Genomic DNA, 25,540 nt, shown 5'->3' with positions numbered 1-25,540 from the left:
TGATAATCCGAAGCCGCCGCAAGGCCTTCGGTTTACGAAAGAATTCGACTGCGGCGTGAACCGTGACTTGGAAGTGACAGACAAAGGGAAATGCGAGTGGCAAAAGCGCACAATCCGTTGCCAAGAGGCTCCCTTGAAGTCAGTTTGTCGTGAGTTGTCCCGGGTAGCGCTGGCTGCAGAAACGGGGCCTGTATACCGTCTGCGTATGAATCGTTGCGTGCAGGCGTGCAGCTTTCGAGAGGCCGGCACGGTTAGCCGAAGCTCATCAAGACGATAACGAAGCTGTTCCACGAGGGACAGTTCACCCGAGGGGTGTGACACAATGCTTGACTGTACGAACCACCGTCGAGGCTTTGACCGGGTGCTGATGACGGTCGCGGCGACCTTCCTCACGGTGTCGGCCACTGCGGCGCTGGCGCAGGACCAGGCGCGCAGCAGCGCCGCAGAACTTGCGATCGAGGCCGCGATCCCGCGCCCCGAACCCGCAAATGTCCCGCCCCCGACCGCCGCCGATATCAAGCTCGACACCACGGCCGCTGTGCCGGACCCGGCCAAGGACGCTGCCAAGGAGCCTGTGAAGGCCGAAGCTGTCCCGGCACCTGACAAGGTCGAGACCAAGCCTTCCGACGTCGCCACGACGCCCGCAGCCGACACGCCGAAGAGCGAGACGGCCAAGACTGAACCTGCCAAGACCGAACCCGCTGCGACCGAGCCAGCCAAGGCTGACACTGCTCCGGCCGCCGCCGCTGCAGCCCCGGCCGAACCGCCGAAGGACGTCGCCAAGGAGCCGGCCGCCGAGCCGGTGAAGGCCGCGAGCAACGTTCCGGCCGCGGACCAGCCGGTCGCCGACAAGCTCAAGGACATGATCGGCGCCAAGAGCACGCGCTACTTCGATCGCAAGAACGAGCGCGCCGCCGTCGAGAAATTTTATGGCGCGCGTGAGTTCGCGCCGGTCTGGACGCAAGGCGGCAGCCTGATCGCTGCGGGCAAGGGCGTCATCGCGCGGCTGAAGAATGCGGCCTCCGACGGCCTCAATCCCGCCGATTACCCGGTGCCGGATTTCGCTGCTGCCACGACGCCCGATGCGCTGGCCGAGGCCGAGCTGAAGCTCACCGCCAGCATGCTTGACTATGCGCGCCAGGCGCAGAGCGGCCGGATGCACTGGTCGCAGGTCAGCGCGGACATCCTCTATCCCGAACACCCGACCGATCCGAACGAGGTGCTGACCAAGGTCACGACCGCGGCCGACGCGTCCGCGGCGCTCGACAGCTACAACCCGCCGCAGAAGCCCTACAAGGATTTGAAGGCGAAGCTCGCGCAGCTCCGCGGCCAGGGCGACGGCCCTGTGATCGAGATCGCCGACGGCCCCGCGCTGAAATACACCCCTGCCCGCGGCAAGAAGCAGGCTGAGGTCGTGGTGGAAGATCCGCGCGTGCCGCAGCTCCGCGCCAAGCTCGGCATCACCGAGAACGCCAGCGACACCCGCTATGACGCCACGGTTGCCGAAGCGGTGCGGAAATTCCAGGACGGCGCCGACATCAAGGCGACCGGTATCCTCGACGACCGGACGGTCAAGGCGCTGAACAGCCCGAAGCGCGACAAGCAGATCGACACGGTGCTGGTGAACATGGAGCGCTGGCGCTGGCTGCCGCGCGACCTCGGCGTTCCTTCGCTGGGCGATGCCTATGTCATCCTCAACATTCCCGACTATACGCTGAAGGTGATGCAGCGCGGCCGGCAGCTCTGGACCACGCGCGTCGTCACCGGCAAGCCGGGCACGCATGCGACGCCGCTGCTCAGCGAGACGATGAAGTACATCACGGTCAACCCGACCTGGAACGTGCCGCCGTCGATCGTCTACAACGAGTATCTGCCCGCGCTTCAGCAGGATCCGACCGTGCTTCAGCGCATGGGCCTGCGCCTCGAGCAGAACCGCGACGGCTCCGTGCACATTTCGCAGCCGCCGGGTGAAGCCAATGCGCTCGGCCGCATCCGCTTCAACTTCCCGAACAAGTTCCTGGTCTATCAGCACGACACGCCGGACAAGTACCTGTTTGCCAAGGAAGACCGCGCCTTCAGCCATGGCTGCATGCGCGTGCAGAATCCGGATCAGTACGCCTCCGTGTTGCTCAACATCACGATGCCGAACGAGCACTACACGCCGGAGCGGATCCGCAGCATGTACGGCTCGAGCGAGGTCGACCTGAAATTCCCGACCCCGATCCCGGTCAACATCACCTACCAGACCGCGTTCGTGGACGATGGCGGCAAACTGCAATTCCGCAGGGACGTCTATGGCCGCGACGCCACCATGATCAACATTCTGAAGAACAACCGCGGCAAGGATCTCGAGAACGTCGTCGCCCATTCCCAGCCGAGCTATTCGCGCCCGGCGACGACGCTGCCGAGCGGCGTGGCGGTCGCCAACAATGGCGGCGGCTTCGGCGGTGGCTTCAACTCGTCCGGCCCCTCGTTCTTCGAGCGGCTGTTCGGAGCGCCGACCCCGCCGCCGGCTCCGATCGGTCGTCGGCCGCAGCGGGTGTTTACCCGCTGAGGCCGTCCTCGGCCTATTGTCTCCTGAAATTCTTCAACAAATCAGCGATCCCATCCCTCCGATAGGTTCGCTTAACGTTAACCATTCCCGCACCCGGGGCCGGGCAGCGGGCGTTTTTTCGCCACACTCAACCGTTTAGGTTCGTATTCTGACTTGGTTTGGGGGCGGGAAGGTAAACCTCGAATTAACCTTCTTGCTTTAAGAAAGCGTTCATCCTCTTTCGCGCGCTAGCGGGGTTGGCGGGAGAGTCCATTTTGAACGCTGGTCGACTGGGTGGGCTCGTACGTGCTGACTGGTTTCGCACGCAAAATTTCTGCGGTGTCGTTGTCCCATGCGGGAGTGAAGGTCGGATCCAGGATCGGCCTCGCTGCGCTGGTGCTGCTTGCCGCTGCGGGTGTGGTTCATGATGCGACCGCGTCAAACGAGACCCGCACGCTCTCCTTCCACCACACTCATTCCGGCGAGGATCTCAGCGTCACCTTCAAGCGCGACGGGCGCTACGACGAAGCTGCGCTGAAACAGCTCAATCACTTCCTGCGCGACTGGCGCACCCAGGACGAGACGGTCATGGACCGTCACCTCTTCGACATCCTCTGGGAAGTGTATCGCGACGTCGACGCCAAGCAGCCGATCCAGATCATCTCCTCCTACCGTTCCCCCGCCACCAACGCCATGCTCCGCCGCCGCTCCTCGGGCGTCGCGCGCTTCAGCCAGCACATGCTGGGACATGCGATGGACTTCTACATTCCGGGCGTGCCGCTGGAGCAGATCCGGTTTGCCGGCCTGCGCCTCCAGCGCGGCGGCGTCGGCTTCTACCCGACTTCCGGCTCGCCCTTCGTGCATCTCGACACCGGCAGCATCCGGCACTGGCCGCGCATGACGCATGACCAGCTCGCCAAGGTTTTCCCGGACGGCCGCACGGTGCATCTGCCGACCGATGGCGTGCCACTGAAGGGCTATGAGCTCGCCAGGGCCGACATCGAGCGGCGTGGCACCGGCGATGACGCCGTGAGCAAGCCGAATTTCTTCGCAGCCCTGTTCAAGGGCAAGTCGGTTTCGACCAGCGAGGAGGATGACGAGGGCGCGCCCGCCGCGAGCGAGAAGCCGGCAGCCCCGACCGTGGTCGCAGCCGCAGCGAAGCCGGCCGATCCGGTGCCGACGCCGCGCGCCAAGCCGCAAGTTGCCGCCGCGCTCCAGCTCGCCTCGGCCGATGCGCAGCTCGTTGCGCCGGCGAAGCCGAAGCCTGCGCCCGTCGCCGACAAGCCGGCTGACGCCAAGCCGGAGACGCCGGCCGACATCATCAATGCCCGCGGCTTCTGGGATACGCCGGCGACACCGCAGCAGGCGACGCCGGCCCAGATCGCAGCGCTGAAGGCGCGTCAGGCACTCGCCGCCGCCACTGATCCGCAGCCGACCGCGAGCGTCTCGTCCTCCGCCTATGAGGCGCTGGCCTATGCGCCGGCTGCCGCCTCCCCGGTTGACCGGGCCAAAGTTATCGCCGCCTCGGCGCCGATCCCGCGGACGGGCCGCCCGGCCTCGCGCAGCCTCGCACAGGCCACCGAGATCAACACGGTGGTCGCCAAGAGCACCGGCGCCAAGAGCACCGACGGCGCAATCGCGACCTCGGCCCGGCTGTCTGCAGCCAAGGGCGAGAGCATCTGGCTCAAGATCGTGATGCTGTCGCCGAGCGCGAGCCGGGCGATGTCGGTCACGCTGATGGGCGAGATCGACATGGCCGCGATGCGCGCCTATTTCGTCAAGCCGCAGGCCGTGATCGCGATGGGCTTCACCGACGATCCGATGCAGGGCATGTCCTGCGACAGTTTTTCGGGCAGTGCGAGCACGAAGCTCGAGATGACGTCGTTCCTGATGCACACCGCCGCGCTGCGCTGAACTTATCGTAATCTCTAGGAATTCAGCTCTTAGCCCGGACTTTGCGGCGCTTAGCTTCGCTAGCGCTTCCACCGCTGATCCAGATGATACGTCAACGCCAACGATGGGCAGACGGACAGCGGCCGCTTCGCCAGCGCGCCCGAGGCGGGCAACAACAGCGCCCTGGTCTGCCGATATTCGAACTGATCCGGAAAGCGCTCGCGGAACGTCTCGATCAGCGTCGTCTTGCAGTTGAACAGGATGGCGGCGTGCTCCGAGTCGTTGACCCGGCCGAGCCGGATCGTGCTGCCGCTGCCCGTCTCCTCCGTCAGGTAGGCGGGCTCGCCCCATTTCAGGGTTTCGGTCAGCCGACCGACCTCCTCATGCGACGCGGCGGTCGCGAAGATGAGCGCGCGCACCTGCAGAAGCCGCTTGCGGATCGGCGCCGGAAGGGCGTCGAAGGCACGGCTCACCTCGCGCGGCAGCGGCGGCGCGGTCACCACGGCCCTCCATGGCCCAGAATTCAGGCGTCGTCCTGGCTTTCGCCAGGACGACCGTAATAGCCTCAGAGCATCCCCAGCGCCTGCATGTAGGTCTCGAGGATCGTCTCGGCTTCGGCGCGCTCGTTCGGGTCCTGCTTGCGCAGGCGCACGATGGTGCGCAGCGCCTTCACGTCGTAGCCGTTGCCTTTGCTCTCGGCATAGACGTCGCGGATGTCGTCCGAGATCGCCTTCTTCTCTTCCTCCAGCCGCTCGATGCGCTCGATGATGGATTTGAGCTGGTCTTTTGCAAATTTCGTCGCGGGCTCGTCGTCGCGGACGGCGGCGGGGGTGGCCATCTTGTACTCCCAATGGAACTGGCAAAACGAGGTGACGCCGGCATCCTCACCGCGCGTGCTGCTTGACCCTTAGGGTTGGCGGCCCTCGCATTCAAGGCGGCAACGCGCTCGTCCACAGCGCGCCCACATCTTCCTGCGAGAGAATCAAGAAAGCTGTTGTGCTCCGCGCGACTCAGGTCGCACGGCCGAGAGGGGCAAAGCGCTGAAGCCCGGACGGCTCAATGCCCGGGATGAACCTTCTTCATCGCCTCGAGCTGCTCCGGCGTGGCCGTGCCCTGGTGCTTCGACTTCCAGGTCTCGTAGGGCATGCCGTAGACGGCCTCGCGGCTCTCGTCCTTGCTCAGCGGCACGCCTTGGGCGTCGGCCGCGTCCTTGAGCCAGTTGGACAGGCAGTTGCGGCAGAAGCCCGCGAGGTTCATCAGGTCGATGTTCTGGACGTCGGTCCGCGTCCGCAGATGCTCGACCAGGCGCCGGAAGGCGGCCGCCTCGAGCTCCGTTCTGGTTTTGTCGTCGATCGCCATAGCTGGATTCCTTGGCCCTGCCCCCGCTGGTTGGGCACCCCTACGGGATTAGGTGGGTCCTGTCACAGATTTTGCCATATCGCGGCGCAAACGGGCCGCCCGACGGGCGTCCGGGCAGTTCCGGCGCCTCTACGCGAAATCGTCAACGATCTGATATAGCTTCCGCGACAATGATCGCCGAATCTCCCCGTTCCCCCCTCGGCCTGCTCGCCCGGTTGGTCCCGGCGCTGGTGGTTGCCCTGCTGTGCCTCTGGAGCAGCCCGGCATCGGCCGATTTCCGCCTGTGCAACAACACCGCGAGCCGGGTCGGTATTGCCTTGGGCTACAAGGACGCCGAAGGCTGGACCACCGAGGGCTGGTGGAACATCTCGTCCCGCTCCTGCGAGACGCTGCTGCGGGGCACGCTGGTTGCCCGCTACTATTATATCTATGCCATCGACTACGACCGCGGCGGCGAATGGTCCGGCCAGGCCTTCATGTGCTCGCGCGACAAGGAATTCACCATCCGCGGCACCGAGGACTGTCTGGCGCGCGGCTACGACCGGACCGGCTTCTTCGAGGTCGATACCGGCGAGCAGCGGGCCTGGACGGTGCAGCTCACCGACGCCAACGAGCAGCCCTCGCAGCAGCGGGTACCTGGCCTGCCCGGTCCGGTTGGCCCGGGCGGCGGCGTTCCGGGTTTGCCCAATAGCCCGCCGGGTGCTACGCCCCCGGGCTCGCCTGGCCTTCCGCCAACTGCTCCGCCCCCGCCTGGAAATAAGCCATGAGGCGTCTTCGCCGTATCAAGATTCTCGCGACCCTGGGACCCGCCTCTTCAGATCTCGCGATGATTCGCCGCCTGTTCGAGGCTGGCGCCGACCTTTTCCGCATCAACATGAGCCACACCCCGCACGACAAGATGCGGGAGCTGGTGGCGACCATCCGCAACGTCGAAAGCAGCTACGGCCGGCCGATCGGCATCCTGGTCGACCTCCAGGGCCCGAAGCTCAGGCTCGGCGCATTCGCCGAGGGCGCGGTCCAGCTCCAGAACGGCCAGACCTTTACCCTCGATTCCGACAAGACGCCGGGTGACGCCACACGCGTCCAGCTCCCGCATCCGGAGATCCTGGCCGCGCTGCGGCCGGGCCATTCGCTCCTGCTCGACGACGGCAAGGTGCGGCTGATCGCGGAGGATACCTCCAGGGAGTACGCGGTGACCCGTGTCGTGGTCGGCGGCAGGATGTCCGATCGCAAAGGCGTCAGCCTGCCCGACACGGATCTGCCGGTCTCGGCGATGACGCAGAAGGACCGCGCCGATCTCGAGGCGGCGCTGACCACCGGCGTCGACTGGATCGCGCTGTCCTTCGTGCAGCGCGCCGACGACGTGATCGAGGCCAAGAAGATGATCCGCGGCCGCGCCGCGGTGATGGCCAAGATCGAGAAGCCGCAGGCGATCGACCGCCTCGCCGACATCATCGAGGCCTCCGACGCGCTGATGGTGGCGCGCGGCGACCTCGGCGTCGAGCTGCCGCTGGAGCGCGTGCCGAGCCTGCAGAAGCAGATGACGCGCATGGCGCGCCGCGCCGGCAAACCGGTCGTGATCGCAACGCAGATGCTGGAATCGATGATCCAGGCGCCGGTGCCGACCCGCGCCGAGGTCTCGGACGTCGCCACCGCCGTCTATGAAGGCGCCGACGCCATCATGCTTTCGGCGGAATCGGCCGCCGGCAAATTCCCGGTCGAGGCGGTCTCGACCATGAACCGCATCGGCGAGGAGGTCGAGCGCGACCCGACCTATCTTTCGGTGGTCGCGGCACAGCGCCCGGCGCCCGAAGCGACCGCTGGCGATGCCATTGCAGATGCCGCACGGCAGATCGCCGAAACGCTCGACCTGCCGGCCCTGATCTGCTGGACCAGCTCGGGCTCGACCGCCGTGCGTGTCGCGCGCGAGCGGCCGAAGCCGCCGATCGTGGCGATCACGCCGAACATCACGGCAGGACGCCGGCTCGCGGTCGTCTGGGGCGTGCATTGCGTGGTCGCGGAGGATGCGCGGGACCAGGATGACATGGTGAGCCGCGCCGGCTCGATCGCCTTCCGCGACGGGTTTGTCCGCGCCGGCCAGCGCGTGATCATCGTCGCCGGCGTACCGCTCGGCATCCCCGGCACCACCAACATGGTCCGCATCGCCTCAGTCGGCCCCGAGGGCGACGCGAATATGTAAGGCTTCTGTCATTCCGGAGCGCCTGCGCAAGGCGCAGGCATCCGGAATCTGGAGATTACGGCGCATCGCGAAAGCGCCGGCGGCTTGGGCCGCCACCAGCGCGAGGCAAAAATATCGAAAACAACCCCATGCAAAGTAGCCGAAGGCTGCTGGCGCGAGGTCTTGTGCGTCTCACGACAGAGGCACGGTGCCATCCTCGCAGCACGCGGGACGGCGCTGCGGTTTTTCGAAAAGTCACGCTCAAACAACGCCCTAAGCGCGACGAGGTCTCATCCCGCTTCGATCACGCGTTGGCTTTAAGCCCCCACCAGCGCCTTCGTGGTCGGCAGCAGCGTCTGCTGCACCACGAGGCCACGGGCGCGGGCGTCCATGACGCCGACCGCGCGCAGCGCGAGCAGGGTCACGGTCTGCACGGCGTCGCGCATCTTTGCGGGGTCTTCGAGATTGTCGGGCGCAAGCGGCCCGACCAGGGCTTCGTGCAGTGCGCCGAGCAGCGCGGTCGCGGCGAGCGCGGTGTCCTGCGCCGGCAGGTGACCGGCCCGCACGGCGGCGTCGATCCGGGCGGCAATCTCGCCCGCGATCTCGCGCCGGCTGGCAAGCCTGGAGGCGCTGACATCGACGTCGACCGGCTCGGCCAGGATGCCCCAGGCCAGCCGGCGCTGGGACAGGGTGTGGACGGCCACCGTCGTGACGGCAGCCGCCAGCGCCGAGGACGGGCCCGGCGCGGCATCGGCCGCCCGGCGGATCGCCGCGAGCTCGTCGCGGGAGACCTCGGCAATCAATTCGGAGATCAGATCGGCCTTGGAGGGGAAGTAGCGATAGACCGTGCCGGCCGCGACATTGGCCCTGACGGCGACCGGCGCGATCTGCACCGCTGTCATCCCGCCTTCCGCCGCCGCCTCGCGCGCCGCCGCGAGAATGGCGCTGCGCCGGGCCGCAAGGCGCTTAACCACTTGATGCGTCCGCCGATAAACCATGGCGCGCTTCCTGTCCCACCCACGCCGACCGCACGCCCTGCGCCCGAACGCTTCGTCGCCGAATTCGCTGCAAATCGCCCCCAAGAACTGAACAACTATTCAGAGCGAATGACAAGACGCAAATGCGTCAGGCGGCAGGACCGTGAACGTCTAAAGGTGCAGCGTATCGATTGGCGATTGGCTAACCACGATCCTTACCGCCATCTTAAAGCGGGCTCGCGACTGTACGGCACCAACCTCGGTGCAGCATGGTCGACACGGAAGCCAGGACTGCCTGGCAGCTCTTTCACCTGAACTGGTTTCCCATCGCAGCCATGGGCAGCCTGCTCGCGCTCGGCCTGGCCTTCACCGGCCTTCGGCTAGAGCCGGTCGCTTTCGAAGTGACGCTGGCGATCGCGGCCTTGCTGCTCGCAATCGCCTATTACCACCGGATCGCCAAGGACGAACTCGCCGATCCTAAGCTGGTGTTTTCGCTCGGCACGATCGGACAGGCCATTCTCACCTGCGCCATCGTGGGACCGCTCAGCTATGTCGCGGGCAAGATCGCTTTCCCGCTGCAAGACCATGCGCTGCTTGCAATCGATCGCGCGCTCGGCATGGATCCCGAACCGATCGCGCGATACGTCAACGATCATCCCTGGCTCGCGGACGGCCTGTCACGCGCCTACGGACTGATCAAATGGCCGCTGCTCGGCGTGCCCATCGTGCTGGCTCTCACGGCACGCTACGTGCGCCTGCAACTGTTCATGCTCGCGATGAGCCTCGCGCTCGCGATCACCATCGCGATCTCGGCTGTCGTCCCGGCGATCGGCACCTATTACGGGCTGCAACTGCCGGCTGCCCACTTCCCCGACATCAACACGGCGGTCTATGCCGGGCAGCTGCGCGACATCCTTGCGCTTCGCGACGGAAGCCTGCGCGAGCTCGAACTGTACAGGCTCGCCGGCATCGTCTCGTTCCCGAGCTTTCACGCCGCGTCCGCAGTGCTCTACATGTGGGCACTGTGGCCGGTCCGCGGCATCGGCGGCATTGCGGCCGCGCTCAACCTGCTGATGATTGCCGCAACGCCGGTGATCGGCGCGCACTACATGATCGACGTCATCGGCGGCGTTGCGCTCGCCGCAGCATCGATTCTAGCCGCGAAGTTCTATCTCGGATGGCTCGGCCGCGCATCGCGCCATTCCGCAACATCCTCTCCATCGCCGGTCTGGCAGCCGAGTCTCGCGGAATAGAGCCGCGATAGATCGTTCCATCGCCGCCGGCAGCGGCGTGTTTCTTCTGATATCATCGACCAAAAGAAAAGAGCCCCGTCCAGGACGGGGCTCTTTCGATTCCAGTTCGTCTTGCCTTACTTGAGGCTGGACGAGATCGAGGTGAACTTGGCGTTCAGCGTGGTGCCGAGGCTGTTGACGACGGTGATGATCGCCAGCGCGATGCCGGCGGCGATCAGGCCGTATTCAATAGCGGTGGCGCCGGATTCATCCTTCACGAAGCGCGCAACGAGGTTCTTCATAGACAGCTCCAAAGAGTACACAAGGCTACAACTAGTCTGGTCATCTCGGCTTCCCAGCGCCGCCTGACCATGGAACCGACCGTAATGGCAAAGAATTGCACCGCAGTTAATTCGAGCGAGTAAACACAGTGCGGTCTGCGGGTATTCGCCGATGGTAAATCGAAATTGAAAACAATCAGTTAAATCGTCGAGACACGAAGCGGAGCCACGTGCGCCGATTTACCCGAAGTTATGACCGCCATGGTCCAATGCCGCCCGCTCGGTCAACCGGACAAGAACAAGCAGGACGACGAGGCGGCATGTCCCTCTCCTTTACCAACAGCATCGCGGTGCAGAGCCGCGCGCGAGCGCTGGTGCCGCTGTGCGTCGGCGCCGGCGCCTTTCTCTTCTTCCTCTATGTCGGCGACACGCTGCTGCAGGACTCCGACACGTTCTGGCAGATCAAGATCGGGCAGTGGATCCTCGATCACCACGCGCTGCCCTACACCGATTTCTATTCCTTCACACGGCCCGGCGCGTCCTGGATATCGACGTCATGGCTGTCGCAGGTGCTGTTCGCGCTGTCCTACGCGCATTGGGACTGGGCCGGCCCGGTGATCCTCACCACGCTCGCGATTGCGTTGTCGGCGGCGATCTTCGTCTATCTGCTCGACGCGCATCTCGAGCTCCCGCGCTCCGTGCTGTTCGCGATGCTGGCAGTGCTCCTGTCGATGCATCACATTCTGGCGCGGCCGCATATCCTGGCGCTGCCTGTCATGATCGCGTGGGTCGGCATGCTGATGGCAGCGGCTGATCGCAAGGGCACGCCGTCCTGGTACTGGCTGCCCCTGATGTCGCTGTGGTCGAACCTGCATGGCGGCTTCGTGCTGGGCCTCGCGCTGATCGGCCCGATGGCGCTCGAGGCGATCTGGACTCTCGACTCCGGCAAGCAGGTCCGGCTGTTGCTGCGCTGGTTCCTGTTCGGCGTCGCCGCGCTTGCGGCAAGCTGCGTCACGCCCTATGGCTGGCGAACGCTGCTCGGCGCCACGAACATCCTCAATCTCGGCGAGTTGCTGTCGGTCATCTCCGAATGGATGCCGGCGAGTTTCGCCTCATTCAATCCGTTCGAAGGCGCCGTGCTCGGCCTCATCGGGCTGGGTCTGTTCTGTGGCCTCACGCTGTCGCTGCCGCGCATTCTCCTGGTCCTCTTGCTGACCTGCATGGCGCTGACCCATGTCAGGAGTATCGAAGCCTTCGCCTTCCTGGTGCCGCTGGTGCTGGCCAAGCCGCTTGGCAGCCTGTCCGCGTCAGCCCAGACGGATGCGCAAGGCGCCGAGAGTTGGCCGGCCCGCTACGTCAACGCGCTCGGCGCGCTGATGATCGTGGGTGCGGCCTGGACCTCGACATCGATCTACATGTCGCATCATCGCTTCACCTTCACGATGACGCAGACGCCGGTCGCCGCCGTCGATCTGCTCGAGCAGCGCAAGGCACAGCGCATCTTCAACGCCTACCAATTCGGCGGCTACCTGATCTCGCGTGACATCCCGGTGTTCGTCGACGGTCGCGCCGAGCTCTATGGCGAGAAATTCGTGATGGACTTCTTCAAGGCGGTGGAGGTCAAGAAACTCGACAACCTGACGCGGCTGCTCGACCAGTACAAGATCGATGCTACGCTCATGGTTGCGGACGCACCGGCGGCCCAGGTGCTGGATCACATCAGGGGCTGGAAGCGGCTCTATGCGGACGACATCGCCGTCATTCACGTGCGCGACGATCAACAGGCCGCAGCCGTCGCGCCGTCGAAGTGAGCCCTCGACGGGCCGTCAATTCCCCGTCTGCAATTCCCCAAAGCGCTCCCAGCTCTTGCCGTTGAAGCGCATGAACTGCATCTGGTCGACCGGCACGTGATCGGTCGGACTGGTGTTGACCTTGATGCCGGGCAGCAGCATCGGCAATTCGAGATCACGGATCGCGAACGCCTGCTTCAGGATGTTCTCGGTCGAGAGATCGTCGCCGCATGCTTTCAAGACCGCTTCCAGCGCCATCGCACTATTGTAGGAATTGACGTAGTTGGTGTCGTGCTGGTCGGCCTCCGGCACGTATTTCGTCATGAACTCGCGCCAGCCCTTCACACCCGGATCGTCCTTCCAGGCGGGATCGTCGGGATCCTTCACGTAAGCCGTCGAGAGAATGCCGGTGCCCGCTTCCAATCCCGCCGGCTCCATCACGGTCGAGACCCACACCGCGACGTTGGAGAGGAAGGTCATCGGGCGCCAGCCGATCTCGAAGGATTTGCGGATCGCCTGCGCCGCGAATTTCGGCGTCGCCGCGATCACGAACACGTCCGCACCTGACGCCTTCAGCTTCACGATCTGGGAATCAATGGTCGGATCCTGGATCTCGTAGGTCGCATTGGTGACCACGGCCTCGTATTTCTCGCCGAGCACGTCCTTCAGGCCGGCGAGGTAGTCGCGGCCGTAGTCGTCGTTCTGCGAGATGACTGCGAATTTCGCGTTCGGATTCTTCGCCAGCGCGTAGCGTGCATAGAGCCGCGCCTCGTAGCGGAACGGCGCCTGCACACCCATCGTCGCCTGCGGATATTGCGCGATGTCGGCGAATTCGAGGCACCGGAGCCGATGAAGAGCTGCGGCACGTTCTTGGCCTGGAGATATTTGGCGATCGCCGTGTTGTGGGCGGTGCCAATCGAGGAGAAGATCAGCGCGACCTCATCGCTCTCCACCAGCCTGCGCGTCTGCTCGACCGATTTCGGCGGCGCGTAGCTGTCGTCGAGCGAGATCAGATTGACCTTGCGGCCATTGATGCCGCCCCTCTCGTTCAGCATCCTGAAGTAGCCGACCTCGCCCTTGCCGAGCGCGCCGAAGGCCGACACCGGCCCGCTATAGGGCATGGTCTGGCCGATCTTGATCTCGGTTGAGGTGACGCCGCGCATCTCGGCGGCGATGGATGGCGCGGTCCATGTCAGGAACGAAAATGTCAGGAACGAAACGGCGCCAAGCGCGCCCCATGCCGTCGCAAAACGCATCGGCTTCCCCTCCCCTTTGTGAGGCGCGGTCCAGCCGCACCTTTTATTTGAGGGAAGCATGCCATGGCGGCAGCGACGGCGCCAAGGCCAATTCCGTCCGCCGCACGGCAACAAAACATGCTGCCAGCCAACAAAAAACGCGGCGTTGCCGCCGCGTTTTTCAATTCACTCTGCCGCTCGCGCTTAGGCCTGCGGCTGCGGCTCCAGGCCGGGATCCGGATCGGGCCGCGGACGCGACTTGCCGGCCGGCGGCACGGCGGAGGCGCGCGGCGTGGTCGGCTCGAGCACGGACTCACGGTTGGGCTTCTTGCCCTTGAGGAGGTCGACGATCTCCTCGCCGGTCAGCGTCTCGAACTCGAGCAGGCCCTTGGCCAGCATCTCGAGGTCGGCGTGCTTTTCGGTGAGGATGCGGGTCGCTTCCTTGTAACCCTCTTCGACCAGGCGCTTGATCTCGGAGTCGATCTTCTGGACGGTCGCCTCGGAAGCGTTCTGCGTCCGCGACACCGACATGCCGAGGAAGACCTCGTCCTGGTTCTCGCCATACGAGACCGTGCCGAGCTCCTCCGAGAGGCCCCAGCGCGTCACCATCATTCGGGCAAGACGCGTGGCCTGCTCGATGTCGGAGGCGGCACCCGAAGTCACCTTCTCGCGGCCGAAGATCAGCTCTTCCGCGACGCGGCCACCCATCATGATGGCGAGGCGCGAGGTCATCTGCTCCAGCGACATCGACAGCTTGTCGCGCTCCGGCAGCTGCATGACCATGCCGAGCGCACGGCCGCGCGGGATGATGGTCGCTTTGTGGATCGGATCGGTCGCCGGCACGTTCAGGCCTACGATGGCGTGGCCGCCCTCGTGGTAGGCCGTGAGCAGCTTCTCTTCCTCGGTCATGACGAGCGACTTGCGCTCGGCGCCCATCATCACCTTGTCCTTGGCTTCCTCGAACTCGGCCTGGGTGACCATCCGCTTGTTGCGGCGGGCCGCGGTCAGGGCAGCCTCGTTGACGAGATTCATCAGGTCGGCGCCGGAGAACCCGGGCGTGCCGCGCGCGATGGTCTTGAGGTTGATATCGGGCGCGAGCGGCACCTTGCGGACGTGAACCTTGAGGATCTGCTCGCGGCCGACGACGTCCGGATTGGGCACCACGACCTGGCGGTCGAAGCGGCCGGGACGCAGCAGTGCGGGATCGAGCACGTCGGGACGGTTGGTCGCAGCGATCAGGATCACGCCCTCGTTAGCCTCGAAGCCGTCCATCTCGACCAGCAACTGGTTCAGCGTCTGCTCACGCTCGTCATTGCCGCCGCCCAGGCCGGCACCACGGTGACGACCGACCGCATCGATTTCGTCGATGAAGATGATGCAGGGCGCGTTCTTCTTCGCCTGCTCGAACATGTCGCGCACGCGGGATGCGCCGACGCCGACGAACATCTCGACGAAGTCGGAGCCGGAAATGGTGAAGAACGGCACGTTGGCTTCGCCCGCGACCGCGCGCGCGATCAGCGTCTTGCCGGTACCGGGAGGCCCGACCAGCAGCACGCCGCGCGGGATGCGGCCGCCGAGCCGCTGGAATTTGCCGGGGTCACGCAGGAATTCGACGATCTCCTGGAGGTCCTGCTTGGCCTCGTCGACGCCGGCGACGTCCTCGAAGGTGACGCGGCCATGCGCCTCGGTCAGCATCTTCGCGCGCGACTTGCCAAAGCCCATCGCCTTGCCGGCGCCGCCCTGCATCTGGCGCGACAGGAAGATCCACACGCCGATCAGCGCGATGAACGGCAGCCAGGAGACCAGCAGCGAGACGAACCACGGCACGTTGTCGCCCGGCGGCTTCGCCGTGATCTGGACCTTGCTGTCATAGAGGCGCTTGACCAGCGTCGGATCGTTCGGCGCATAGGTCTGGAAGCTCGAGCCGTTGGTGAAGGTGCCGTGAATCTCCGGACCCTGGATCACGACGTCGCGCACATTGCCCCGATCGACCTCACTCAGGAGCTGCGAGAAGGCGATATCCTGGGAAGCCGCGCGCTGGCCCGGATTCTGGAAGAGCGTGAACAATGCCAATAGCAGCAAGACAATGATGACCCAGAGGGCGAAATTGCGCAGATTGGCGTTCATCGATCTTCCTTCGTGGTCGCGCGGATCGCGGCCCTGATCCTTGGGCAATGCGAGGAAATCCCCAAGGAATCCTCTTGGTTAGACGCATACAATTTAGGTGCCGCCCCGGTCGCTGCCAAGGGAACGATATGGGACTATTTATCCCATCTTAGCGCGATTCCCGCTGAAATAATGGCGGCAAATACGGGGTTTTTCCTGCCTGGTTAAGGTGGCCTGACGGTGGTACCTCGATCAGCCGGTGTCATGATCCGCCCTTTGGTCCACCGCTTGATCCACCTCTTGATCCAGCCTTTGGGCGCCGGGCCGGTGCCGGCGCGATGTGGATTCGCCCCCCGGCAAGGCTGATCAGGGCTCCCGCAAGCGTTTGCTTCAGGAGAGCCCGGCCATTTGTGGGTGCACGCGCACTCCCGGCGATGGATTGATCGAGCGCGACCATGAGGGTTTCGACCTTGCCGAGTTCCGCCGGCCCCTCGTGCCCGAGCGCGTTGATGGCCCGCAGCAGGAGCCGCAGCCGGACCTCCTCCGGCAGGGCGGCGAAGGCTGAAGCCTCGAAGCTTCGCGCGCCCGCACCATGCGGCGCATCGTCGCGATCCCTGAGCCTGAGATAGCGCTCGGCACCGTCGGTCAGCACCTCCACTGCCGCATTGGCCCGGGCCAGTCGCGCCGCGAGCCGCGCCAGACCCCTGGCGTCGCCGCCTTCGGCCGCGAGCTGCGGCAGCAGCGCGCGCAGCCGCGGCCGTGTGAAGGCGGTGTCGCGGTTGGTCGGATCGTCGGCAAACCCGACCTTTGCCCGCTTCAGCGTCGCGACGAGCTGCGATTTCGGAACGTCGAGCAACGGTCGCGCCAGGATGATGCCCTCGCGCTCGGTGACGCGCGCCATCGCCGACAGCCCGGCAATTCCACTCCCGCGCAACAGACGCATCAGCAGCGTCTCGGCCTGATCATCGCGGGTGTGCGCGGTCAGCACATGGGTCGCGCCGGCTGCGCGCGCGGCCTGCGCAAGAAGGCGGTAGCGTGCTTGTCGTGCCGCGGCGGGCAGACCCGTCTTCGGCTTCGGACCTGTCCAGCGCATGGTCCGGTGCGTCAGCTCAAGCGCTGTCGCAAGCCGCTTGACGTCGCGCGCCTCGCGCGCCGCCTCCGGCCGCAAACCATGGTCGACGGTGACGGCGACGAGGCGCGGGCCATGCGCAAGACTGCGCTGCCAGCGTGCGGCAAGCCACATCAGCGCGACCGAATCCGGCCCGCCCGAGACCGCGAGCACCAGCGCGGGCGCGTGCTTCAGGTCGGCGAAGAGCTGCTTCGCCACACGGGCCGAGATCGGCGAGTTGTCGTCGTCTGACATGACGTTGCCCAGCAATCGTCAACGGATGGCAGAGACTGTCTAGCGCAGCACCATCCGCCTTGTCAGCGATCAACGCTGCGCGCTAGCGCGATTCTATTTTTTGAGCAATATCTCCGCGCAAACGCGTTCCGCGTTTGTCGCGAGGGAAAACCGCAGCGCGCTTTGCGCTAGCGCGGACCTTCGGCTCCGGATCATGCTCTAGCACTTCACCCGCTTCTGCTCGCGGTCGACGGCGGCTTTGACGCCGGCCGAGGCGCGCGGATATTTGCGGCCGACCTCGCCGAAGGCGGCGCAGGCGGCCTCCTTCTCCTTCAGCGCCGCAAGCGACTGGCCGAGCCGAAGTAGAGCATCCGGGGCCTTGCCCGACTTGTCGTATTTGGTGGTGACGGCGAGGAAAGCCTCCGCCGCGTCGCGATACTGCTGGCGCTGGAAGTAGCTCTCGCCGAGCCAGTACTGGGCATCCCCGAGCAGCGGGTCGCTCGGATATTTCTGCGCGAAGTTCTTCATGGTCTGCTCGGCGAGCGCATAGTCCTTGCGCTGCATGTAGCCGATGCCGAGGTCGAACTCGTCGCGCGGCGATTGCGAGGGCGGCTGGGTGGCGAGGCCGCCGCCGGCCGGCGCCGGATAGCCCTGCTGCGCCGGGGCCGGTGCCGCCGGCTGCTGGTAGCGGCCGCCGGTATTGGCGAGGTCCAGCGGCTCGCCCGCGCCGCGGCCACCGGGCGCACCGACCGGAGGCGCCGCCATCGGCTGAGGCCCGCCGCCGAGCGCGCGCGGCGCGCCCGGCGCATTCGGGTTCTGATTCGGGTCAAACGCATCGCCGCGGCGGCGGACGCCAGGCGCTCCGGGGGGAGGCGCTTCCTGAACGATCGGAGCCGGCGCCGCGACCTGCGGCTCGTAGCCCGGCTGGGTGGACTGAACAGCCTGCTGCTGGCGGTAGACCGGCGCGGACTGGGCCGGAGGAACGGCCGCGACATTGGGCTGGACCGGCGCCTGTCCGGGCGCACCTTGCGCACCGCCCTCGAGCTGCCGGATGCGCTCTTCGAGCTGGCGGTTGCGATACTGCAGTTCTTCGTTCTGGCCGGTCAGCTGGCGGAGCTGGTTTTCCAGCCGCTCGATCCGCATCTCGGGATCGACATCGTCCGACTGCGCGAAGACGGGCGAGCACAGAGAGAGCAGCGCGGCGATCGCCACGGCGCCGGTAATTACCTGAAATCTGGATGACATTTTGCCCTGACGACGAAAGCGACGTGGCGCGCGGCGGATCACTCGCCGCGCCACACATTGAGAGAGGGAGTACGCCAAAAATGTGACTGATACCAAGGGGTTTGTGTGTCAGGCGGCCAAACGAAACCGGCGCCCGAGAGGGCGCCGGCAGATGACGTTAACGTAGCCGACCGGCGCGCGGGGCGTCAGGAGCTCGCGTTCAGCACGGTGACGGCGCGGCGGTTCTGCGACCAGCAGGAGATGTCGTTGCAGACCGCGACCGGACGCTCCTTGCCGTAGGAGATGGTGCGCATGCGGTTCGGATCGATGCCGCGCGAGGCCAGGAACGAGCGCACCGACTGGGCGCGGCGGGCGCCGAGCGCGATATTGTACTCGCGGGTACCGCGTTCGTCGGCATGACCTTCGATGGTGAAGGTGTAGCGCGGATAGGTCTGGAGCCACTGCGCCTGCTTCTCCAGGGTCACGATCGCCTGCGGGGTCAGATCGGTCTGGTCGCTTTCGAAGAACACGCGGTCGCCCACGTTGACGACGAAATCCTGCTGGCTGCCAGGCGTCGCCGCGCTGGCCATCGCATCAGCACCCAGGTTCTTGTTGGCGCAAGCGCCCATCGACAGCGCGACCGCGAGCACCGCAGCCAGCTTCAATCCCTGGAGGATACGCATAGGATGTTTCATTCCGGAGCCTCCACGCTCACGTTAGTCCACTGCTGTCCGGTCTACAGGGGGTTGGTTAAGCGAACGTTCCGTCAACCTTGATAGGACGTTGCCACGGCCGTTCAAATGCCCCCAATCGGCGAAAAGCAACCGCGATGGTTAATGGGTTGTAAATGTGGCGCGATGGTGAAGGCAAGCCGCGTCAGCCGGCAGAAGCGCTGGTTTTACCGGGACTTTGGCCCTTAGGCCACAGTTGGGAACCCCCGGGGCCAGCGTCTAGCGAGCGGAACTGACCACCGACGCTGCTGCGTCGGCATTCCGCGCGGCGGCCAGCAGCACCGGCCGCGGGGCAGCCTGGCGCGGGCTGGTGCGCTCGAACAGCATGCGCCGCTCGAAGGCGCTGGAGCGCATGATGGGAAAGCGAGCCAGGACCTTTTCCCGGAGCCTCGGGAAATCGGACGCCATCAAGGTCACCTTCTTTGAATGCCAGCCCGGAAACGCACGCGGCTCGGTGATCGGCTCGTGCAGAAAGACACGACGATAGAATGCCTGATGATCGGTGCGCACCATCGCGAGTCCGGTGTCGGCATTGAAATGATCGCATGCCAGATAAGCCAGCCGCAGCGTCAGATAGGGGAGTTCCTGAAACCTCTGACTTTTTTCCGGGTCCGCAGCAAAACGGGCCGGATCGACCAAAACCTCGCCGCGGTCGAGGCGCGGATGCAGGACATCGCCGAACACTTCGGTCGTGTAGGACATCCGCCATTCCGAGGTGAGGACGTGAATGCGGACGGAGCTGCAAAGCTCTCCGTCGACATAGATCCCGAAATTCCAGGTGTTGGGCGCTTCGTCGAAGCGATCAGTAACGCGCCGCGACTCCGACGGCGCGATCAGCCCGGCATGCAGATAGGCCCGGTACCGCATCAAGTAGAGGTTGTCTTTATCTTCCGCAGTTTCGATGAGCCGGTAATCGATGCGGTCAAACAGCGCGGCTCCGCGCGGAAGATGGGCCGCGTGCGGTTCGGCTCCGGACTTCATTTGATACCTCTACACTCCAAGCAACTTCCACGAGTATAGAAGATTAATAGTTCCTTAATCAAATTGCAAAGGCTTCGAAATGTTAGGGTTAACCTTCGCGGCCCCGTAAAAGCGCGGGAAGCAAGAGCTGAAGACGCTGGAGTCCTATCGAAGAAGGATCAGGCGATGGATCGCGATGAGACGATGGCGATCTGATCCTCGGGCATGCGGCGGCCGTACGAGGCGTTGAGCAACTGGCGGATGCGCACTGACGGGACCGGCCGGCTGAACAGGTAACCCTGCCCTTCGGCCACGGTACCGTCGGCGCTGATCAATTCGAGTTGCTCGTTGGTTTCGATGCCCTCGACCACGACTGACATGCCGAGATCGGCGGACAGGCGCGCCACGCCGCGCAGCAGCGTCAGCGGCCGGTCGGTATCGATGCCCTCGAGGAAGGAGCGGTCGATCTTCACCTTCTGCATCGGGAAATTGTGCAGATAGCTGAGGCTCGAATAGCCGGTGCCGAAATCGTCCAGCGAGATGCGCACGCCGAGTGCATGCAGCTGCGACAGGATATCGTGGGTCAGCTGCGTATTGCGCAACAGCGAGGATTCGGTGATCTCGATTTCCAGGCGATGGGCGGGAAGGCCCGAGACCTCGAACGCGTAGCGGATTTCGCTCAGCACGTCGCGCTGGTGGAATTGCTGCGGCGAGAAGTTGACCGCGACGCTGACGCCGTCGGGCCACTTCATGCATTCCATGCAGGCGCGGCGCAGTATCCAGCGGCCGAGATCGACGATCAGCCCCATGTCCTCGGCGACCGGGATGATGTCGACAGGCGCGACCGTGCCGCGGACCGGATGATTCCAGCGCAGCAGCGCTTCGCAGGTGGCGATCTTGCCGGACTTCAGGTTGACGAGCGGCTGGTAGAACAGCTCGAACTCCTCGTTGGCAAGCGCCTTGCGCAGGTCGAGCTCGAGGATGCGGCGGGCTTCGACGGTCGCCGCCATCTCGTCGCGGAAGAAGCAGTAGGTGCCGCGGCCGTCGGCCTTGGCGCGGTAGAGCGCCATGTCGGCATTCTTCAGGAGCGTATCGGCACTGATGCCCTCCGGCGAGGTCAGCGCGATGCCGACGCTGGCGCCGATCTCGACCAGGTGATTGTCGATGCGGTAGCGCTCGCTCAGCCGCTCGACGATGCGGCGGGCGAGCGCTGCGGCATCCTCGGGCGCGTTGATGTTCTGCTGGAATACGACGAACTCGTCGCCGCCGAAGCGGGCGACGAAGTCCTCCGGCCGCAGCATCTCGCGCAGACGGCCGGCGACCGCGCACAAGAGCTGATCGCCGCAGGGATGGCCGAGCGTGTCGTTGACCTGCTTGAACTGGTCGAGATCGACGAACAGGAGCGCCGACAGGCGCTCCGCGTTGTGCGAGATCGCCAGCAGGTGCTCGATTTCGTCGCGGAAATTGACGCGGTTGGGCAGCGCCGTGAGATCGTCGTAGCGCGCCAGATGCGTGATCTTGGCTTCAGCGTTGCGCCGCTCGGTAATGTCCTCGAGCAGCACCACCGCGCCGCCATCGGCCATCGGCTGGACCGTCCACGACAGCGACCGGCTCCTCTGCGCGTCGGGATCTGCGGTAATGATCTCCTTCGCCTGCGAACTCTCGATGTCCGCGATGATCAGCTCGCCGCTCGCGGCCGAGATGGATCCGGCGCCGACGCATGCCGCGACGATGTCGCGCGCACTCGTGCCGCCCTGCGCGAGATTGTCCGGCAGATTCATCATCTCGCTGAAGCGATGATTCATCACCGCGAGTTGCCCGTCGTCGCGGAACATGCAGAGCCCGTGCGGCATGTTGTTCAGGGCCGTGTCGAACTGGCCCGCGAGCGCAGCTTCGCGTTCGCGTGCTACAACCGCCCGCATGAATATTCTGTGCAAGTTGGCCGAGAGCTGCATGATCGCCAGAAGAAATGCGGCGCTCACGACTGACATCGCTATGTAATATGGTGTGCGATGCCACGCCAACGCAATCACGGCTGGACCGAACATGAGCATCGCCTGCAGATGGTATATCGATGGCCGTCCGTAAGCCCTTCCCGCGCCTCCCCCCACGATCCCGGTGGTGACGGATAGACAGATCATGTGGACGACAGCGTCGTCACTGCTCACCAGAGTGACGGAGCACCATATTCCGATTGCAGCGGCCTGGATCAGGGCCCCGATCTGATAGCGCTTCTGCCACTGCGCAGCTTCTTCGGCGGTCAGGTTCGATTTGCGGGGCAGGAATCGCCGTAAATCGAATAGCCGGAAAGCCCCGGCCGCGATGAGAAGCGCGACACATGCCCAGGTTAGATTTTGTCCCGTCTTCAGCGCGGTGATGGCTGCCCCGATCGCCACGAAGACGATACCCGCAAGTAGCGGACCGGGAGCCTCGAAGAGCGAATCAATCAGCGCAGCCGAAATCGTCGGCGACGTCTGCCGCTGGTCTGGCTCTCCGCTCTGGCTTGCGAGCTGCATTTTGGCTGTACGCATCCTGTTCGGCGCGTACTTTTACCGATCCGGTATGAAGTCTTTCTGAGGGAACATCGTTAAAGTCGAGTGTTTCTGAACCTCAGACGATTGAAATACATCAATCAAATCAGCGAACTGGGAAAATTTTACCGAGCACAACCTAAAGGAATGGTTGCCGCGGGCAAACATCTCGCAAAGTTTGTCGAAAAAGGCGCGCGTTCAAGTGATCGCGCGCCTCCGCCTGCCGCTACTGGCCCGACGTCGAGGAGAGCAGCGGCGACCAGGCCGGGTCGGAGGCGAAGCCCGGTGTCGGCACCTTCAGCTCGTTGCGCCCGGAGATGTCGACGCTGAACAGCGACGGCCCGGAATTGCCGCCGGGATCGCGGAAGAACATCAGGACGCGGCCATTGGGCGCGAAGGTCGGCCCCTCATTGTGATAGCCGGAGGTGAGGATGCGCTCGCCGCTGCCGTCCGGCTTGATGATGCCGATCGCGAACTGCCCACCGCCCTGCTTGGTGAAGGCGATATAGTCGCCGCGCGGTGACCACACCGGCGTCGAATAGCTGGCGTTGGTGTCATCCTTGGAGAAGGAGATCCGCTGCGCCGGTCCACCGCCGGCGGCCATCACGTAGATCTGCGGCCTGCCGCCGCGATCGGACTCGAAGCAGATGCGCGTGCCGTCCGGCGAATAGGACGGCGAGGTGTCGATCGCCGGCGTGTCGGTGAGCCGCGTGGTCGAGCGCGAGCGAAGATCCATCACGAACAGGTTGGAGTTGCCGCCCTGCTGCAGGCTCATGATGACGCGCTGGCCGTCCGGCGAGAATCTTGGAGCAAAGGTCATGCCGGGGAAGTTGCCGACGATTTCGCGCTGCCCGGTCTCGATGTTGAAGAGATAGACCTTCGGATCGCCCTGGCCGAATTCCATGTAGGTGATCTCTTGCGAGTTCGGCGAGAAGCGCGGCGTCAGCACGAGGTCGGAGCCGCGGGTCAGATAGCGCACATTGGCGCCGTCCTGGTCCATCATCGCGAGCCGCTTGACGCGGCGCTCCTTCGAACCGGTTTCATCGACGAACACCACGCGGCTGTCGAAATAGCCCTTGTCGCCGGTGAGACGCTCGTAGATCTGGTCGGAGATGATGTGGGCGATACGGCGCCAATATTCCGGTGAGGTGAAATATTGCTGCCCGGTGAGCTGCTGGCCCGAGGCCACGTCCCATAGGCGGAATTCGGCCTTGAGCCGGCCGTCCGGCTGCCGCGTCATGCGGCCAGTGACGAGGGCCTGCGCGTTGATCGTCTTCCAGTTCTGGAACTGGGGTGCGACGTCGATATTGCTGATGCGCTCGATGAAAGCGGCCTGGTCGATCGGGGCAAACAGGCCCGAGCGCTTCAGGTTGTTGGTGATGACCTGAGTGACGCCATTGCCGACCTCACCATCGGACGGAGAGCCCGCCACGAAGTTGGTGATCGCGATCGGCATCGCCGCGACGTTGCCTTCGGGGATGATGAGCTTCGTCTGCGCCTGCGCCATCGTGGGCAGAAGCAATCCAGCGGCTGCGCCGACACCGCCCAGGAGAACCTGACGCCGGTCGAGTGACAAAGGCGGGAGAGGAAATGATTTCACGGACATCGCGGGCTCGTCTTTCAACTATCAACTACGGAACATGGATTTGGGATCGAAGTCGATATCCATAAACTTCCACTGATCGAATGTTTCATCGCGCAGCATGGTGTAGGGCTGGCCCTGCAACACGGCGCGTACGGCGGCTTCTGCCGCGGCCTGATAGCGCGGCGAGGAGCCGGTCGAGACCACTTGCGGCGGCTGCGTCAATCGTCGATCCGGCCCGAGATGAATGCGCACCGTCACGTACAGCTCTTCCGGATGCTCGATGCCGGGCTGCACGTTCCACAAGCTGGCGAGCCGCGCGCGCATCGCGTCAAGCTCGGACTGCGACAGCGTCGCGGCCGTGCCGCGCGTCGTGCCGAGCGAGGCCGAGGCGTTCAGCGACGCGCCGGTGATTGCCTGCCGGGTCGGATCGCGCTTGTCGAGCAGGGCCGCGATCTTGGTCTGGTCGAAGGTGCGCTCCTGCTTCGGCTTCGGGGGCTGCGGCTGAGCCTGCGCCTGCGCAGGCTTGGTCTCCTGCTTCGGTGTCGGCTTCTTGGCTTCCTGCTTCTTGATGGCTTCGGCGATCGGATCTTCCTTGGCCGGATCCGGCTTCTTCTCGGCCGGCTTCTGCTCTTCCTTCGGCTTGTTCTCGGCGACCGGCTTCGGCGGATCCGGCTTCTTCTCGACCGGCTTCTCCACCGGCTTCGGCGGCGGCTCGGGCGCGGACGAGGTGATGATCTCTTTCTTCTCGGTCACCTTGCCGACGGCATCCTCGACGGGCTTGGCCTCGGCGACCTTCTCGACCATCGGCTTCGGCTTGTTCTTGTCACCGGTCTTGATGCCCTGCGTGATCTTGGACAATTGATCAGCGGAGATGATGTCGACCGGCAGCGATTCCGGCGGCGGCGCCTCCATCGAGCGCGACGAAAAGGTGAGCATCCCCCATCCCAGCACGAGGACATGGAGGGCAATCGACGCAACAAGTGTCTTGTCGACCTTCACCTTCACGAGCTTACGACCCCTGATCCACTTCCGTGACGAGCGCCAGCTTCTTGAAGCCCGCGCCGGACAACAGCCCCATCACCTTGGCCACCGTTCCGTAATCCGCCTTCTTGTCGGCCCGCATATAGATGCGCTCCTCCAGGCCACCGCGCGCATCCGTGATCGCCTTCAATTTCGCCACCAGCTCGTTGATGTCGATCTCGGTGTCGTTGATGAACACCTTGCCCTTGATGTCGACCGAGAGCTGGATCGGCTTCTGGTCGTTCGTCTCGAGGCTCTTGGCCTGGGTCTGCGGCAGGTCGAGCGGCACCCCGACGGTCAGAAGCGGCGCCGACACCATGAAGATGATGAGCAGCACCAGCATCACGTCGACCATCGGCGTGACGTTGATCTCGGCCATGACCGGCTTGCGCCGGCTGCGGCGTCCACCGCCTCCGGACGAACTGGCTATGTTCATCGCCATGATCGGGTGCCCAAATTAGCCTTCTCGCTACACATACCGTCCGTCAGCCCCGCTCGTCGATCTGACGCGACAGGATGGCTGAAAATTCATCAGCGAAGCCCTCGAGCCGCTGGGCCTGCC

Annotated in this window: 20 protein-coding genes and 2 pseudogenes; 6 read left to right on the top strand and 16 right to left on the bottom strand. The window is 64.8% G+C overall.

From position 1 onward, the window contains the following. Positions 1 to 322: 322 nt before the first annotated feature. A complete protein-coding gene (locus tag AYJ54_RS19755; protein WP_063701312.1) occupies positions 323 to 2,554 on the top strand; it encodes a L,D-transpeptidase family protein in 2,232 nt (743 codons plus the stop codon). A 273-nt stretch (positions 2,555 to 2,827) separates the two neighbouring features. Further along, positions 2,828 to 4,447: a peptidoglycan L,D-endopeptidase MepK gene (mepK, locus tag AYJ54_RS19750; protein WP_063701310.1), complete on the top strand. Its 1,620-nt coding sequence runs from the start codon at positions 2,828 to 2,830 to the stop codon at positions 4,445 to 4,447. 59 nt (positions 4,448 to 4,506) lie between these two features. Here the strand turns inward: mepK and AYJ54_RS19745 are convergent, their stop codons facing one another. The 3 genes from AYJ54_RS19745 to AYJ54_RS19735 form a co-directional block, all read right to left on the bottom strand. Further along, the gene (locus AYJ54_RS19745; protein ID WP_063701480.1) at positions 4,507 to 4,926 is read right to left on the bottom strand and encodes a DUF1801 domain-containing protein; all 420 of its coding nucleotides are present in this window, start codon (positions 4,924 to 4,926) and stop codon (positions 4,507 to 4,509) included. A gap of 65 nt (positions 4,927 to 4,991) precedes the next feature. Continuing rightward, on the bottom strand, positions 4,992 to 5,264 hold the full coding sequence (locus AYJ54_RS19740; protein ID WP_063701307.1) for a DUF2312 domain-containing protein: 273 nt from the start codon (positions 5,262 to 5,264) through the stop codon (positions 4,992 to 4,994). A 218-nt stretch (positions 5,265 to 5,482) separates the two neighbouring features. Then, complete coding sequence (locus tag AYJ54_RS19735) at positions 5,483 to 5,785, bottom strand: DUF1244 domain-containing protein (RefSeq protein ID WP_063701305.1); 303 nt, start codon at positions 5,783 to 5,785, stop codon at positions 5,483 to 5,485. Between the two features lie 170 nt (positions 5,786 to 5,955). Between AYJ54_RS19735 and AYJ54_RS19730 the strand changes: the two genes are divergently transcribed. Beyond that, positions 5,956 to 6,552, top strand: a complete 597-nt coding sequence (locus AYJ54_RS19730) for a DUF1036 domain-containing protein (RefSeq protein WP_063701302.1) — start codon at positions 5,956 to 5,958, stop codon at positions 6,550 to 6,552. Next, the gene (gene pyk / locus AYJ54_RS19725; RefSeq protein ID WP_063701299.1) at positions 6,549 to 7,985 is read left to right on the top strand and encodes a pyruvate kinase; all 1,437 of its coding nucleotides are present in this window, start codon (positions 6,549 to 6,551) and stop codon (positions 7,983 to 7,985) included. The genes AYJ54_RS19730 and pyk overlap by 4 nt, the downstream gene beginning before the upstream one ends. Before the next feature lie 296 nt (positions 7,986 to 8,281). On the opposite strand, the gene AYJ54_RS19720 is transcribed toward pyk, so the two are convergent. Next, entirely contained in the window at positions 8,282 to 8,962 is a 681-nt protein-coding gene (locus tag AYJ54_RS19720) for a TetR/AcrR family transcriptional regulator (protein ID WP_063701296.1), read from the bottom strand. 248 nt (positions 8,963 to 9,210) lie between these two features. Here AYJ54_RS19720 and AYJ54_RS19715 point away from each other — a divergent pair, with 248 nt between their 5' ends. Continuing rightward, complete coding sequence (locus AYJ54_RS19715; protein WP_063701294.1) at positions 9,211 to 10,194, top strand: phosphatase PAP2 family protein; 984 nt, start codon at positions 9,211 to 9,213, stop codon at positions 10,192 to 10,194. 116 nt (positions 10,195 to 10,310) lie between these two features. On the opposite strand, the gene AYJ54_RS19710 is transcribed toward AYJ54_RS19715, so the two are convergent. Further along, complete coding sequence (locus AYJ54_RS19710) at positions 10,311 to 10,475, bottom strand: Flp family type IVb pilin (protein WP_063701291.1); 165 nt, start codon at positions 10,473 to 10,475, stop codon at positions 10,311 to 10,313. A 299-nt stretch (positions 10,476 to 10,774) separates the two neighbouring features. On the opposite strand from AYJ54_RS19710, the gene AYJ54_RS19705 reads away from it, so the two are divergent. Next, complete coding sequence (locus AYJ54_RS19705) at positions 10,775 to 12,265, top strand: hypothetical protein (RefSeq protein ID WP_063701288.1); 1,491 nt, start codon at positions 10,775 to 10,777, stop codon at positions 12,263 to 12,265. Between the two features lie 15 nt (positions 12,266 to 12,280). Here AYJ54_RS19705 and AYJ54_RS19700 read toward each other — a convergent pair. The 11 genes and pseudogenes from AYJ54_RS19700 to AYJ54_RS52510 all read right to left on the bottom strand — a co-directional run. Continuing rightward, positions 12,281 to 13,500: pseudogene (locus AYJ54_RS19700) on the bottom strand (ABC transporter substrate-binding protein). A 183-nt stretch (positions 13,501 to 13,683) separates the two neighbouring features. Beyond that, positions 13,684 to 15,606 (bottom strand): ATP-dependent zinc metalloprotease FtsH, encoded by a 1,923-nt coding sequence (ftsH, locus tag AYJ54_RS19695; RefSeq protein ID WP_063701477.1) that lies wholly within the window; start codon positions 15,604 to 15,606, stop codon positions 13,684 to 13,686. Between the two features lie 241 nt (positions 15,607 to 15,847). Continuing rightward, a complete protein-coding gene (gene tilS / locus AYJ54_RS19690) occupies positions 15,848 to 16,948 on the bottom strand; it encodes a tRNA lysidine(34) synthetase TilS (protein ID WP_063701285.1) in 1,101 nt (366 codons plus the stop codon). Between the two features lie 198 nt (positions 16,949 to 17,146). Further along, positions 17,147 to 18,172, bottom strand: coding sequence for a tol-pal system protein YbgF (gene ybgF, locus AYJ54_RS19685; protein ID WP_063701282.1), 1,026 nt, complete (start codon positions 18,170 to 18,172; stop codon positions 17,147 to 17,149). Positions 18,173 to 18,357: 185 nt separating this feature from the next. Beyond that, positions 18,358 to 18,846, bottom strand: coding sequence for a peptidoglycan-associated lipoprotein Pal (gene pal / locus AYJ54_RS19680; protein WP_027553218.1), 489 nt, complete (start codon positions 18,844 to 18,846; stop codon positions 18,358 to 18,360). Between the two features lie 255 nt (positions 18,847 to 19,101). Continuing rightward, on the bottom strand, positions 19,102 to 19,863 hold the full coding sequence (locus AYJ54_RS19675) for an N-acyl amino acid synthase FeeM domain-containing protein (RefSeq protein WP_063701279.1): 762 nt from the start codon (positions 19,861 to 19,863) through the stop codon (positions 19,102 to 19,104). 158 nt (positions 19,864 to 20,021) lie between these two features. Continuing rightward, a complete protein-coding gene (locus tag AYJ54_RS19670; RefSeq protein WP_063701277.1) occupies positions 20,022 to 22,358 on the bottom strand; it encodes a putative bifunctional diguanylate cyclase/phosphodiesterase in 2,337 nt (778 codons plus the stop codon). Between the two features lie 241 nt (positions 22,359 to 22,599). After that, the gene (tolB, locus tag AYJ54_RS19665; protein ID WP_082905749.1) at positions 22,600 to 23,979 is read right to left on the bottom strand and encodes a Tol-Pal system beta propeller repeat protein TolB; all 1,380 of its coding nucleotides are present in this window, start codon (positions 23,977 to 23,979) and stop codon (positions 22,600 to 22,602) included. A 21-nt stretch (positions 23,980 to 24,000) separates the two neighbouring features. Continuing rightward, a complete protein-coding gene (locus AYJ54_RS19660) occupies positions 24,001 to 24,957 on the bottom strand; it encodes a cell envelope integrity TolA family protein (RefSeq protein ID WP_063701469.1) in 957 nt (318 codons plus the stop codon). A gap of 10 nt (positions 24,958 to 24,967) precedes the next feature. After that, complete coding sequence (gene tolR, locus AYJ54_RS19655; RefSeq protein WP_063701275.1) at positions 24,968 to 25,420, bottom strand: protein TolR; 453 nt, start codon at positions 25,418 to 25,420, stop codon at positions 24,968 to 24,970. A gap of 43 nt (positions 25,421 to 25,463) precedes the next feature. Then, a pseudogene (locus AYJ54_RS52510) lies at positions 25,464 to 25,540 on the bottom strand (protein TolQ); the annotation flags it as partial.

The sequence above is a fragment of the Bradyrhizobium centrolobii genome, from assembly GCF_001641635.1.
In the GTDB taxonomy this organism is placed as follows: Bacteria; Pseudomonadota; Alphaproteobacteria; order Rhizobiales; family Xanthobacteraceae; genus Bradyrhizobium; species Bradyrhizobium centrolobii.
This window is presented reverse-complemented; position numbering and strand designations above follow the sequence as displayed.